Origin of the sequence: Mycobacterium sp. (assembly GCF_035603715.1) — a bacterium.
Lineage (GTDB): Bacteria > Actinomycetota > Actinomycetes > Mycobacteriales > Mycobacteriaceae > Mycobacterium.
In genome coordinates, this window is the sequence record NZ_DATNJW010000041.1 from 1 (window position 1) to 12,227 (window position 12,227).

12 protein-coding genes and 1 pseudogene are annotated in these 12,227 nt (G+C 64.3%); 7 read left to right on the plus strand and 6 right to left on the minus strand.

Annotated elements, in window-relative coordinates; translation table 11 throughout:
• Positions 1-969 (plus strand): annotated as a pseudogene (locus tag VN856_RS01555) (molecular chaperone HtpG); the annotation flags it as partial.
• Here VN856_RS01555 and VN856_RS01560 read toward each other — a convergent pair.
• On the minus strand, positions 966-2,231 hold the full coding sequence (locus VN856_RS01560; protein ID WP_325685468.1) for an acyl-CoA dehydrogenase family protein: 1,266 nt from the start codon (positions 2,229-2,231) through the stop codon (positions 966-968). The pseudogene VN856_RS01555 and the gene VN856_RS01560 sit on opposite strands and share 4 nt — an antisense overlap.
• Positions 2,231-3,373, minus strand: a complete 1,143-nt coding sequence (locus VN856_RS01565; RefSeq protein WP_325685470.1) for an acyl-CoA dehydrogenase family protein — start codon at positions 3,371-3,373, stop codon at positions 2,231-2,233. The genes VN856_RS01560 and VN856_RS01565 overlap by 1 nt, the downstream gene beginning before the upstream one ends.
• 161 nt (positions 3,374-3,534) lie before the next feature.
• On the opposite strand from VN856_RS01565, the gene VN856_RS01570 reads away from it, so the two are divergent.
• Together VN856_RS01570 and VN856_RS01575 are read left to right on the plus strand one after the other, a co-directional pair.
• Entirely contained in the window at positions 3,535-4,368 is an 834-nt protein-coding gene (locus VN856_RS01570; protein ID WP_325685472.1) for a hypothetical protein, read from the plus strand.
• On the plus strand, positions 4,365-5,006 hold the full coding sequence (locus tag VN856_RS01575; RefSeq protein WP_325685474.1) for a hypothetical protein: 642 nt from the start codon (positions 4,365-4,367) through the stop codon (positions 5,004-5,006). The genes VN856_RS01570 and VN856_RS01575 overlap by 4 nt, the downstream gene beginning before the upstream one ends.
• Here VN856_RS01575 and VN856_RS01580 read toward each other — a convergent pair whose 3' ends face one another.
• The 4 genes from VN856_RS01580 to VN856_RS01595 form a co-directional block, all read right to left on the minus strand.
• Positions 5,007-5,978 carry an alpha/beta hydrolase gene (locus VN856_RS01580; protein ID WP_325685476.1) on the minus strand — a complete coding sequence of 324 codons (972 nt, stop codon included), beginning with the start codon at positions 5,976-5,978 and terminating at the stop codon, positions 5,007-5,009. It lies immediately after the preceding gene.
• An 85-nt stretch (positions 5,979-6,063) separates the two neighbouring features.
• Positions 6,064-7,233 (minus strand): amidohydrolase family protein, encoded by a 1,170-nt coding sequence (locus VN856_RS01585; RefSeq protein WP_325685478.1) that lies wholly within the window; start codon positions 7,231-7,233, stop codon positions 6,064-6,066.
• A complete protein-coding gene (locus VN856_RS01590) occupies positions 7,230-8,282 on the minus strand; it encodes an amidohydrolase family protein (RefSeq protein WP_325685480.1) in 1,053 nt (350 codons plus the stop codon). The genes VN856_RS01585 and VN856_RS01590 overlap by 4 nt, the downstream gene beginning before the upstream one ends.
• A complete protein-coding gene (locus tag VN856_RS01595) occupies positions 8,279-8,638 on the minus strand; it encodes a Rieske (2Fe-2S) protein (protein WP_325685482.1) in 360 nt (119 codons plus the stop codon). Before VN856_RS01595 ends, VN856_RS01590 begins: the two co-directional genes overlap by 4 nt.
• Positions 8,639-8,740: 102 nt before the next feature.
• On the opposite strand from VN856_RS01595, the gene VN856_RS01600 reads away from it, so the two are divergent.
• From VN856_RS01600 to VN856_RS01615, 4 genes are all read left to right on the plus strand, one after another.
• Positions 8,741-9,976, plus strand: coding sequence for a cytochrome P450 (locus VN856_RS01600; protein ID WP_325685485.1), 1,236 nt, complete (start codon positions 8,741-8,743; stop codon positions 9,974-9,976).
• A complete protein-coding gene (locus tag VN856_RS01605) occupies positions 9,973-11,130 on the plus strand; it encodes a Zn-dependent alcohol dehydrogenase (protein WP_325685487.1) in 1,158 nt (385 codons plus the stop codon). The genes VN856_RS01600 and VN856_RS01605 overlap by 4 nt, the downstream gene beginning before the upstream one ends.
• Positions 11,102-11,881: an alpha/beta fold hydrolase gene (locus VN856_RS01610; protein ID WP_325685489.1), complete on the plus strand. Its 780-nt coding sequence runs from the start codon at positions 11,102-11,104 to the stop codon at positions 11,879-11,881. Before VN856_RS01605 ends, VN856_RS01610 begins: the two co-directional genes overlap by 29 nt.
• Before the next feature lie 78 nt (positions 11,882-11,959).
• Positions 11,960-12,227, plus strand: a 268-nt coding sequence (locus VN856_RS01615; RefSeq protein WP_325685491.1) for a DUF222 domain-containing protein, incomplete at its 3' end; no start/stop codon positions are given.

Consider the following 12,227-nt stretch of genomic DNA (forward strand, 5'->3'; position numbering starts at 1 on the left):
GACTGCGACCAGCTGATGCCCCGATATCTGCGATTCATCAAGGGTGTCGTGGACGCACAGGACCTGTCGCTGAACGTCTCCCGCGAGATCCTGCAACAGGACCGGCAGATCAACGCGATCCGGCGGCGGTTGACGAAGAAAATTCTGTCGACCATCAAGGATCTGCAGTCTGAGCGGCCGGACGACTACCGCACATTCTGGAGTGAGTTCGGCAAGGTCCTCAAAGAAGGATTGATGCGGGACTTCGACAACCAGGAGACGCTGCTGGAAATCTCGTCGTTCGTCTCGACGCACAGCGAGGAGCAGCTGACCACGCTGGCCGAGTATGTCGAGCGGATGAAAGAAGGTCAGCGGCAGATCTTTTACGCCACCGGTGAATCGCCGCAGCAGATCCTGAACACGCCGCACCTCGAAGCATTCAAAGCGAAAGGTTATGAGGTGCTGCTGCTCTCCGACACGGTCGACGAGATCTGGTTGGGATCGGTGACCGAGTTCGACGGCAAACCCCTGCAGTCGGTGGCCATGGGTGACGTGGACCTCGACTCCGAGGAAGAGAAGGCGGCGCACGAGGCCGAACGTAAGGAACAGGAAGAGGATTTTGCCGATTTGCTGACCTGGCTGACCGAGACACTTTCCGAGCACGTCAAGGAAGTGCGGTTATCCACCCGCCTGACCGACTCGCCGGCCTGCCTGATCACCGACGCCTTCGGCATCACCCCGTCGTTGGCCCGCATCTACCGCGCCACCGGGCAGGATGTCCCGGTCGGCAAGCGGACGTTGGAACTCAACCCGACCCACCCGCTGATCACCGGCCTGCAGCAGGCCCACAAAGACCGCGGCGACGATCCGACGAACGGCGAAACTGCCGAATTGCTCTACGGTGCCGCCCTTCTCGCCGAAGGCAACGCGCCCGAAGATCCGGCCCGGTTCGCCGAATTGCTGGCGCACCGGCTGGCGCGGACGGTTTAGCGGCCCGCCTTCCCGTGCTTGACCTGATTGAATGGCACGCCTCGGTCGGCGGCGTATTCGCGCGGGAAATTCAACACTCGCTCGCCGATGACGTTACGGGCCAACTCGCTGGTGCCGCCACCAATACACACCGTTTGTCGGGCGAGATAGCGCAGACCGGTCTCCAAGCCCTCCCCCTCGGCGCCGACGACTCCGGCCGTTCCGGTGATGGCCAATCCGGCGTCCATCTCCAAAGTCACTGTCTCGGCGTGGAATAGCCGCAGCAGCGTACCCGCGGCGGGCGGCAGCGTGCCGTCGTTGACGCTGCGGAAGACGTGGGCGCCCAGTTGGTCACTGACCGCCCGGTGCACCAGTGCCCGTCCGGCGATCTGCCGCACTCGTTCGTTGTCGGCTTGCCCGATCTTTTCGGCCAGCCGCACGTAGTTCACCGGGGTCGATCGGCCGCCCTCGCTGCCGCTGCCGCTGGCGAATTCCGAGCCCATGCCCACCGCGCGGCGCTCGTGATACAGCTGACGCGAAGCCACCGACCACCCGTCGTTGACCTCGCCGACCACAGCGTCGTCACCCACGTCGACGTTATCGAGGAACTCCTCGCAGAATTCCGTCGATCCATTCAGCTGAGTGATGCGCCGCAACGTGATTCCGGGATGCTTGATCGGCACCAAGAACATGGTCAGGCCGTCGTGCTTGGGCACATCCCAATTCGTGCGGGCCAAGCACAAACCATAGTCAGCTCCGAATGCACTGGTGCTCCACGTCTTTGCGCCGTTGAGCACCCAGTGGTCGCCGTCGCGCTCTGCGCGGGTGAGCACACCCGCGAGGTCTGAGCCGCCGCTGGGCTCGGACAACAGCTGAACCAGTATCTCGTCACCCCGCAGCGCGGCGCCGATGTGCTGACGCTTCTGTTCCTCGCTGCCGGTGTCGAGCAAGGTCGCGCAGCAGATGGTGAATGTCGGCGTGTTGAGGATCAGCGGCATCTCATAGCTGAGGCTTTCGTCGTTGAATGCCTTCTGATACTCGTAGTCCAGCCCCAAGCCGCCGTACTCGCGAGGAAAGCAGATCCCGGCGAATCCACCTTCGTAGAGCCGCTTTTGGAGTTCGCGAGCGCGCATCCAGCAACGCTCCTCGTCGCGATGAGCCGCCGGTGGGTGCGCCGGATCGATGGGCGGCATGTTCTCAGCCAGCCAGGCCCGCGCCCGGGCCCGGAACTCATCGATCGATTCGGCCTCCGCGACAGCGTCTGCGCGGTACGTCTCGGTCATCAGGCCGACCTCGGCGCCTGCTGCCCCGCCTCCTGCAACTGGTACACCCGCAGGTTGTGTTCTTCCGGGGTACCGAACATGGACCGGTACAGCGCGGCACGTCGCAGGTACACGTGCAGATCGTGCTCCCATGTCACGCCGATCCCGCCGTGCATCTGGACGCATGCCTGGATGATCTCGGTGGCCATCTCGCCGACGTAGGACTTGGCGATGCTGGCCGACAAGCCCGCATCCGGCGAACGGTCGGCGATGGCCGCCACCGCCGCGGAAGTTGTTGCCCGGCAGGCCTCCAGCCACATCTTCATATCGGCGAAGCGGTGCTTGAGCGCCTGGTAGGACGCCAACGGGCGGCCGAAACTGTGCCGATCCAGAGCCCAGGCCACGGTGAAGTCGAAAACGGTCTGCAGAATGCCGACCACTTCCGCGCACTGCAGCACCTGGGCGATCTGGCTCTGCCGGTCGATCAACTCGGTGGCACCCCCGATCGCCGCGTCGTCGTCGACCTCCACCCCGCCGAAATGCACACGGGCGTACTGCTTCACCAAATCGATCGACTGCTGCGGTTCTACGCGCACACCCGATGCGTCGGTCGGCACCAGGAATTGGCGCACGCCCTCGTCGGTCCGCGCCACCACGAGCAGAAGGTTGCTTTGCGCGCCGGCCTCCACGCGGTCTTTGACACCGTCGATGCGGTAGCCGGAACCGGTCGGCGTCGCAGTGACCGCCGGCTCATGCGGTGCCCAACCCTGCCCTGGTTCGTATACCGCCCACGACGCGACGATCTCACCGGCGATCAGCGCCTCGATCGTCGCCGCGTGTGGTTGCGGGTCGGCGGAATCCACCAGACCGGCAAGCACTGTGCTGACTGGATACAACGGGCCCGGAGCCACCGTCTTGCCGAGTTGTTCGGCCACCATGGCCAGATCAGCGACACCGTTGCCCGAGACACTGCCGCCACCGAGTTCCTCGGGGACCAGCAACGCCGTCCAGCCGAGCTCGGCGGCCCGCTGCCACCAGTCCGGCTCGAAGGAGACACCTTGAGCGTGCAGCTCCCGCACCCGGGTCAGCGGAACCTCTTTTTGCAGAAATGCTTGGGTGGTGGAGGCGAAGAGTATCTTTTCGGGGGAATCGACGGCAGTCATGATGTTGGCTAAGACCTTCCTGGCCTTCCTTCACCGCCCGAGGATGAAGGCCCGGCGTGTGTCCCAGTCGGTGGTCGCTGGTGACCCGATGGTAGCAATGAGCAATACCGTAAGAGATACCGGAGTTCAGTCGATAATGACGTTGAGGAGCCGCGGTCGCCATGGCTGACCCGGGCAAAGGGCCGCAGGATTCCGCCAAGGCGAAGGCGGACGCGCTCGCATTAGCCGAGCAAGCCGAGGCCGAAGCCGCCGAGGCCGAGGCGCTTGCCGCGGCCGCCCGCGCTCGGGCTCTGGCGATCAAGTTGCGGCGCGAAGCGCAGGCACAAGCTGAGGAAGAAGCCGAAGCGGCCACCGCCGGCGGCGACGCCGACGAGGCTGAAGATAGCGCCGGCGAAACTTCGGAAGCGCCTGAGGCCACCGAGACCGTCGAGACTGCGGAAGCTTCCGCGCCGACCGGGACGGCCGAACCCCAGACACCCGAACCCGAGCCGGACCGCCGCCGGTTGCGGGTACCGAACTGGGCCGAGGGCCTGACCATCGCCGCGGTTGTCGCCATCTGCGCCTTGCTCGGCGTCAGCGGCTGGTTGGCCTGGCATCACCACAACATCGTGCAGGAGCGGCAGCGCGCCGCGGCCTACATCGCCGCTGCCCGGCAAGGCGTGGTCAACCTGACATCACTGGATTTCAACAAAGCCAAAGAAGACGTCCAGCGCGTGCTCGATAGTGCCACCGGAGCATTCAAAGACGATTTCCAAAAGCGTGCAGAGGATTTCGAGTCGGTGGTGAAGGATTCGAAAGCGGTGACCGAAGGATCGGTCGCGGCCGCGGCGGTCGAATCGATGAACAACGATTCCGCCGTTGTTCTGGTGCTGGCCAACGAGCGGGTCACCAATATCGCCGGCGCTAAGGATCAACCGCGGACGTTCCGGTTTCGGGTGTCGGTGGTGCACGACGGCGATCAGCTGAAGTTGTCGAAAGTGGAGTTCGTGCTGTGAGCGCCGACGACGAGACCACGGCCGACGTCGAGCCCACCGACGAGGTCGAGGTCGACACCGCGACCGATGACAAAGAGAAAGACTCGGCCGTCGACGAGATCGACAAGGCCGCGGACAGCGCCGACAGCTCGCCTGCAGCCCGGCGAAGTCTCCCCGCCATCCCGCTGATTCCGGCAGCTTTGGTGCTGGGTCTGCTGGCGGCCGGTGCGCTGGCCGGATGGCTGTACTTCGCCCAGTTTCGGCCTGACACGCAGACTGACAACGCGGTCGCACAGGCCGCTGTCAACGCGGCTCGCGATGGCACCGTGGCGTTGCTGTCCTACAAGCCCGACACCCTCAATCAGGACTTCGCCGCGGCCAGGTCCCACCTCACCGGCGACTTCCTGAACTACTACGACCAGTTCACCAAGGAGGTCGTGACACCGGCCGCCCAATCGAAGGCGGTGGCGACCACCGCTCAGGTCGTGGGCGCGGCGGCCTCAGAGCTGCACCCGAATTCGGCAGTCGTGCTGGTCTTCGTCAACCAGGTGACCACCAGCAAGGAACGGCCGGACCCGGCGATGGCGTCCAGCAGCGTGCTGGTGTCCTTGACCAAGGTGCGCGGCGACTGGCTGATCAACAAATTCGATCCGATTTAACTAGACGGCGAACGATCGCCGGAGCGTCTGCGCGTGCAACGCGGTGCTCTCCTGCGAGACAACCCAGTCCGGCACCGCCGAGTCGAACCCGTGGAACGTGGCTGCGACAACGTGCAACTCTGTGTGCACAAAAGCGTGGAGCAGTCGGTTCGCGTAGTCGATGGCTTCGTCGCGGCACGGGTCGATCTCGGCGCAACTGATGAATGCCGGCGGCAGGCCTTCCAGGTTCGCCCGATGGGCCGGAACGTGGTGCGCCGTCGCCGCGCCGTGGCCGAGATAGTGCGCCCACGCGCGGCTCACCGCCGGGCCATTGAGGCCCGGGCTGCGCTGGAATTCCCGTCGCGACGGCGTCGCGTCCGAATCCAGCATCGGCTGGTGCAGCACCTGGGCCAGGATCGTCGGACCCTCCAGGTCGAACGTGCGCTGTGCCAGCGCTGCGACCAGAGCCGCGCCCGCGTCGCGCCCCATCACGACGACCCGGTCGCGGTCGGCGTCGAGTTGCGCGCTGTTGTCCACGACGTAGCGAAACGCCGCCTCCACGTCGTCGAGCGCCGCCGGGCAGGGGTGCTCGGGCGCCAGCCGGTAATCGACCGACACCACCAGGCAGCTCGCGTCGCGCGCCAGTTGCACGCAGTGCGCGTGGTCGGTGTCGAGGTTCCCGGTCACGAAGCCACCGCCGTGGGCGTACACGGCCAGCGGCGCCGCAGTCGTGGCGGGACCGCGGTATAGGCGCAGGCCAAGCTGCTGGCCGGCCGGGCCCGGGATGGCACGGTCTTCTATCGCCACGTTGCCGGTGTCGACGGCGGCCGCCCGATCGGCAGCGATCCGGTCGGCACGCTCTCGCTCGGCGGGCAGCGACTCCGCCTGGAATTCGTTGACGTCCAGGCCGGCCGCGGCATCCCGCAGTGCCGGATCGATGCGGCCGATCCCTCTGGGCCTCGCTTCCGCCGCGCGATCGGTCTCAGTCGTCATGCTCTCGTCCTTCGGCTGTGTTAGGTCACCCTATTTAAGCCGTTGGCAAAGCAGACCTGTGACTCGCGGTGTCCGAGCCGCCGACTCACTCGAAACTGACGTCGACGGCCGGTCGTTCTCCGGGGAGTGCTTTGACGGTGGACGGCAGCCCGTACAACGCGGTCGCGTTGCCACGCATGATCCGCTCACGTTGGGGCGCCGGGAACCGGTTGATCGCATACGTCGGCGAGTCGTAACTCCAGTGCGGATAGTCCGTCGAGAACATCAGGTTGTCGCCGAGGTCCATCATTTCCAGGTACTCGCGGAACTGTTTGACGTCGGCGTCTTCCAGCGGCTGGGTGGTGAACCGGACGTGTTCGCGGACGTAGTCCGACGGGCGGCGACGCACGTGCGGAAGGTCGGCGCGACGGGCTTCCCAGATCCGGTCCATCCGCCACATCACCGGCATCGCCCAGGTGAACCCACCCTCGACGAACACCACCCGCAGATCGGGGTGCCGGTCGAAGGCGCCGTCGAACACCAGGCTCATCAGATGCGAGACGTACAACAGCGGCCACGAGGCGAAGAAGTCATGCCAGTGCGCCGGGTTGCCGACCGGATACAGCGGAACCAGCTCGAACGGCGTCTGCCCCATCAAGTGGGTGGCCACCGGTAGCCCGTTGGCCGATGCGGCCGCGTACAGCGGGTCGAAATGCGGGTTGCCGAACGGGATTCCACGCGTCTGCGGCGTCATCAACACCTGCGCCATGTAGGGATGGCCGGCCCACCGTTCTACCTCGCGCGCCGCCAGGTCGGGCACCTGCGCGCTGACGCTGATCGATCCGCGCCAGCGACCGTGGGCGTTGTTGCGGTCCAGCCAGACATCGGCGAGCCAGTCGTTGTAGGTGGACTTCAGCACGTGTTCGGCCTGCGGCAGCTGCGCGTCGCACATCGGTTCCAGCGTGGCAATGCTGACCCCGGCGTCGAGCAGCAGTTGTTTGGCGGCGTAGTCGGGATCGGTGCCGGCGAAACCGCCGCCAGGTGGCGCCGCGTCGACACGCATCGAGTTGGTCTTGTAGGAATCGGGCGTGTCGTAGAAGTGCGGGACCGGCGTCACGGCGTTTCCGGTTGGCCAGATCTTGTCCACCCATTCGGGAGGCGCGTACGACTTGAGGACGTCGGTCGAGACGGGCATCGGGTGCACATCGGTGTCGACGATGGCCACCGCGATCTCATCGTGCTCGGTGTGCGGGTCGACCCGTTCGATCGTGGTCATCGAATGCTCCCCTCCGCCGGCGCGGCGAGTCCGTAAAGTTCGCCGGCATTTCGCCACAACACGTTGTCGCGTTGAGCGCTGTCCAGCCCGCCGGCGGCCTCCTCGGGTGAAGACGTAGACCAATGAGGGTAGCCCGATCCGTACATCAGCAGGTCAGCCTTGCCGGAGAACTCCATCCACCGCTGCATCTGGCCCGGATCGGTTGGCCCGTCGAACGACGATGAACAGAACCGGACATGGGCGGGCAGATAGTCGCTGGGATAGCGGTCGACCCAGGGCGTCTGATCGCGCATCGACAGCCAGAAAGTATCCAGCCGCCACATCAGCGGGGTCAGGATGTCGTAACCACCGTCCGCGAAGACGAACCGCAGATCGGGGTGGCGTCCGAAGACACCCTCGATGATCAGCGTCGCCAAGTGCACGAAGTAGTTCAGCGGCATGAAGGCCGCGTAGCCGGGATAGGTGTGGGCGTGACCGGCGAACGTGGGCGGATAGTCAACGCCGTTGCCACCGTTGATGTGCACGGCAACCGGAAGCCGGTGCGCCGCAGCGGCTTCCCAGATCGCCTCGAACATCGGTTTGCCGTAGGGCTCGCGGGACTGCATCGGCACACCGACTTGCACCAGCTTGGGATGTGCGGCAAGACGCTCGATCTCGGCGACCGCACCCTTGGGATCCTCCGGGTTGACCCGGATGGTTCCGCGGAACCGGTTCGAAGAATCGGGTTCCAGCCACCGGTCCAGCAGCCAATCGTTGACCGCGGCACAGATTCGGCTGTTGAGCAGATAGTCGGCAATGTTGCCTCGGGTCAATGGGTTCAGCACCGCATAGTCGACTTTGGCATCGTCGAACAGGTGGCGGGCAACGGTTTCGCGATCTGACCCCGGGTAGTGCTCGCCGTACAGGTCCTGCCGGTAGTTTCCCCCCGGCGCCTGATACCACTGTTGCTCCACGTCGGGGATCGCCCGCAGTTTGTGGGCATCGGGTAGGTAGCGCCTGATTTCGGCGTTGTAGCGGAAATGCGGCTGGACATTCGTGTCGATGATCATGCGGTCAGGTACACCTTCCCGTCGTCGACATCGACGTCGTAGGTGCGAACACGCCGCTTGGGGTCGGCAAGGTTTTGACCCGTTGTGACATCGAATTCCCAGTTATGCCAAGGGCATCGGATGATCTGGCCGTCCTTGACCCGCCGAAGCCCGCCGGGTTCGTCGGGCGCGGTTTCATTGGTGCCGCCGATCAGGCCCTCGCATAGCGGAGCGCCCTCGTGCGAGCAGTAGTTGACGATCGCGTGCAGGGCGCCGCGCACGTTGTAAATCCCGACGCCGAATTTCCCGATGTCGACCAGCTTCATCGCGCCCGGCGGCAGGTCGTCGAGCGAGCACACGAATCGACGTTCTGGCACGGTTAATACTGTCCTCGTTACGGTAACCACCACAAGCCATTGGGCTTCGTTGCTATCTATATTATGATAGCGAGATTCCATGCGCCCCCCTAAGGAGCGGCAATGACGCTGCGTACCGATAGCCCGGATCTTGGCGACGAGCCGGTCACCCTGGACACCACGGGCGAAACCAGCCCCTACCCGTTCTTCGAGTACATGCGGCGCACCGATCCGGTGTTTCACGGGTCGCTGATGGACCACGAATTAATGCCGCCAGAGTTGAAACCCGAAGACGAGTGGGTGCTGTTCGGCTACGACGGCGTCTTCCAGGCGTTCCGCGACGACAAGATCTTCACCTCCGCTGCCTACGACAAGACCATCGGGCTGGTGATGGGCCACATGATCCTGGCCATGGGCGGCAAGGAGCATCACGACCATAGAAGCTTGGTAGCCAAGGCATTTCGTGCCACCGCGCTCGAACGCTGGGAGCCATCGGTCATCGGTCCGGTCTGCGACCAACTGATCGACGAGATCAAGAACGACGGGCACGCCGACCTGGTGAAGGCGCTGACGTTCGAGTTCCCCACCCGGATCATCTCCGAACTGCTCGGGCTCCCCCGCGAGGACCTTGACTTGTTCCGGCGGTTGTCGCTGGACATCATCTCGATCCCGACCGACATCATGGCGGGATTAACCGCGGCCAACGAGTTGCACGATTACTTCCTCGACCAGGTCGAACAGCGTCGCCGCAAACTGACCAACGACATCATCGGCGATCTCGTCGCCGCGGAGATCGACGGCGAAAAGCTCACCGACGAGGCCATCATCGCCTTCTTGCGACTGCTGCTGCCCGCCGGGTTGGAAACCACCTACCGGTCGTCAGGCAACCTGCTCTACCTGTTGCTCACCCACCCCGAGCAGTTGGCGATGGTCCAGCAGGACCGGTCGTTGATACCGGCAGCGATCGAAGAGGGACTGCGCTACGAAACACCGCTTGTCATGGTCATGCGCACCACCACCGAGGAAGTGGAGGTGAGCGGCCACACCATCCCCGCCAACGCGCAGATCGATTTGTGTATGGGGTCGGCCAACCGTGACGAGAGTCGGTGGAAAGACGCCAACATCTTCGATATCAGCCGGCCTCGCCAAGCGCACATCTCGTTCGCCGGGGGGATCCACATGTGTCTCGGAATGCATTTGGCCCGAATGGAAACCCGGGTGATGCTGAACAGCCTGTTGGACCGGGCCCCGGACTTGGCTCTGATAGCCGACGACGGGACCGGCGAGGAGTCCAAGATCGTGGGCCCGATCTTCCGGTCTCCCAACAAGCTTCCCGTGACATTCACGCCGGTGTCATGAAAAGCCGCGCAGCGATCCTGCACGACGTCGGCGGCCCGTGGTCCGTCGAGGAATTCGAGTTGGATCCGCCCAAGGCCGGCGAGGTTCTGGTGAAAATGGCCGCCGCCGGGTTGTGCCATTCCGACGATCACATTCTCAAGGGCGACATGTCGGCGCCCAACGAGGTGATGCGGTCCATGGGGTTGCCCAGCATGTTTCCCACCATCGGTGGCCATGAGGGTTCGGGCATCGTGCAAGAAGTCGGTGAGGGCGTCACGGAGTTCGCGCCGGGCGACCACGTGGTGATGTCGTTCGTTGCGGTCTGCGGTCAATGTCGTTGGTGCGCAACCGGAGCCGAGTACATCTGCGACGAAGGCGCCGGCGTCATGATCCCGGGCATGCCCACCGACGGCACGTTCCGTCACCATACTGCCGATGGCCGGGACCTGGGTCACCTCGCCAAGGTGGGGACGTTCGCCGAACACACTGTGGCGTCCACCAAATCGCTGGTAAAGATCGAGCAACACCTTCCGCTGGCACCCAGTGCGCTGCTATCGTGCGCCATCCCAACCGGCTACGGCTCGGTTTCCAACCGCTCGAACATGCGCGCCGGCGACACCGTCGCGGTGATCGGTGTCGGCGGCATCGGCACGGCCGCCATCCAGAGCGCCCGGATCAACGGGGCCGCCCAGATCGTCGCCGTCGATCCCGTTGAGTTCAAGCAGAAGTCAGCTTTGCGGTTCGGCGCAACGCACAGCGCCGGATCGGCCGAGGAGGCGATGGACTTGGTGCGGGGTCTCACGTACGGCGTGATGGCCGATGCCGTGGTGGTGTCGCCGTCGTTGATGAGCCGCGAGGACGTCCGCGATGGAGTCGCACTGACTCGTAAGGGCGGCACCTGCGTGCTCACCGGGATGACCTCGCAGCTGACCCAGTCGGTCAAGATCAACTTGCAGGAATTCATCCTGATGAACAAGACGCTGGCCGGCACCGTCTTCGGCTCGTGCAACCCGAAGGCCGACATCGATCGGCTGGCCAAGCTGTACCAGAGTGGGCAACTGCTGCTCGACGAGATGATCACCAGGCGCTACCGCCTCGACGAGATCAACGACGCCTACGCCGACCTGCTGAACGGTGAAATCGTCCGTGGAATCATCGATTTCGGAGTGGCCTGACCTGAGCTCGCCGGCGTTGGTTCTCGTCCACGGCGGCCAGCATTCGGCGGATTGTTGGGATCTCACCGTCGACGAATTGCATCGACGGGCACCGCATTTGCCGGTCCTGGCGGTGGACATGCCTGGTCACGGCACCGTACCCGGCGACCTGAGCACGGTGAGCATTGCCGATTGTGTGGGATCTGCAGTCCAGCAGATCGAAGACGCTGGCCTCGGCAACGTCATAGTTGTCGGGCACTCGCTGGCCGGACTGACGGTGCCCGGCATGGTCACCAAGCTGGGATCCCCGCGGGTGCGGGAGATGGTCTTGGCGGCAGCCTGTCTACCCGTTCAGGGCACGGCGATCGTAGACACGCTCGTCGGGCCGCTGGCCTGGTACGTGCGTCGGGCGGTTCGGATGCGAAAGCCTCCCTCGACGATGCCGAATATGCTCAGCGCGTTGATCTTTTGCAACGGCATGACACGCGAGCGGCGCCGCTTCACGATGTCCCGGGTGCACCCGGAGGCAGTGACGATCATCGCCGAACCGGTCGATCGCAGCGATCTGCCCGACGACGTTCCGCGGACCTGGATCCTGACGCTGCGCGATCACGCTCTGTTTCGCCGCGTCCAGTTGGACAGCATCGCCGCACTCGGCGGCGTGCAGACGTTGATCCCCGTCGACACCTGCCACGATCTGATGATCAGCGAGCCCGCACTGCTGGCCGAAATCCTGATCGATCGCTGCCGACTGCGTTCAGCAGATAGCTAGTCTTTTGGCCTGAAATCACTTGTGTCACTTTGGTTTCACTCCGGGAAATTTGTCAGACCCCGTCGTTATTATTCGAACATGCGTTCTAGTGGCCGGGAAGAGATCGTCGAGGTTCTCGACGCGCTCGAAGCCGACTACAAGCGCGCCCTGGATCTGACCTTTGACGCGCTCACCACTCCCGAACGATTGGCCGTGCTGGAAAGCCTTGAGCGGTTTCGACGTTGGCAGCCGACCATTGAACACCCGCTGATCAACCAGCTCGCCGAACAGTCTGATCCGACCGAGTTGGGCGGCAAGCTGGCCCCCGCGTTAGCGAATCGGTTGCGTATCAGCCGCGCCGAAGCTT

Coding starts and splice junctions, on each gene's coding strand:
- VN856_RS01580 (WP_325685476.1), bottom strand. CDS start 5,978: ATGACGACTGAGACCGATCGCGCGGCGGAAGCGAGGCCCAGAGGGATC.
- VN856_RS01570 (WP_325685472.1), top strand. CDS start 3,535: ATGGCTGACCCGGGCAAAGGGCCGCAGGATTCCGCCAAGGCGAAGGCG.
- VN856_RS01560 (WP_325685468.1), bottom strand. CDS start 2,231: ATGACCGAGACGTACCGCGCAGACGCTGTCGCGGAGGCCGAATCGATC.
- VN856_RS01605 (WP_325685487.1), top strand. CDS start 9,973: ATGAAAAGCCGCGCAGCGATCCTGCACGACGTCGGCGGCCCGTGGTCC.
- VN856_RS01590 (WP_325685480.1), bottom strand. CDS start 8,282: ATGATCATCGACACGAATGTCCAGCCGCATTTCCGCTACAACGCCGAA.
- VN856_RS01585 (WP_325685478.1), bottom strand. CDS start 7,233: ATGACCACGATCGAACGGGTCGACCCGCACACCGAGCACGATGAGATC.
- VN856_RS01565 (WP_325685470.1), bottom strand. CDS start 3,373: ATGACTGCCGTCGATTCCCCCGAAAAGATACTCTTCGCCTCCACCACC.
- VN856_RS01600 (WP_325685485.1), top strand. CDS start 8,741: ATGACGCTGCGTACCGATAGCCCGGATCTTGGCGACGAGCCGGTCACC.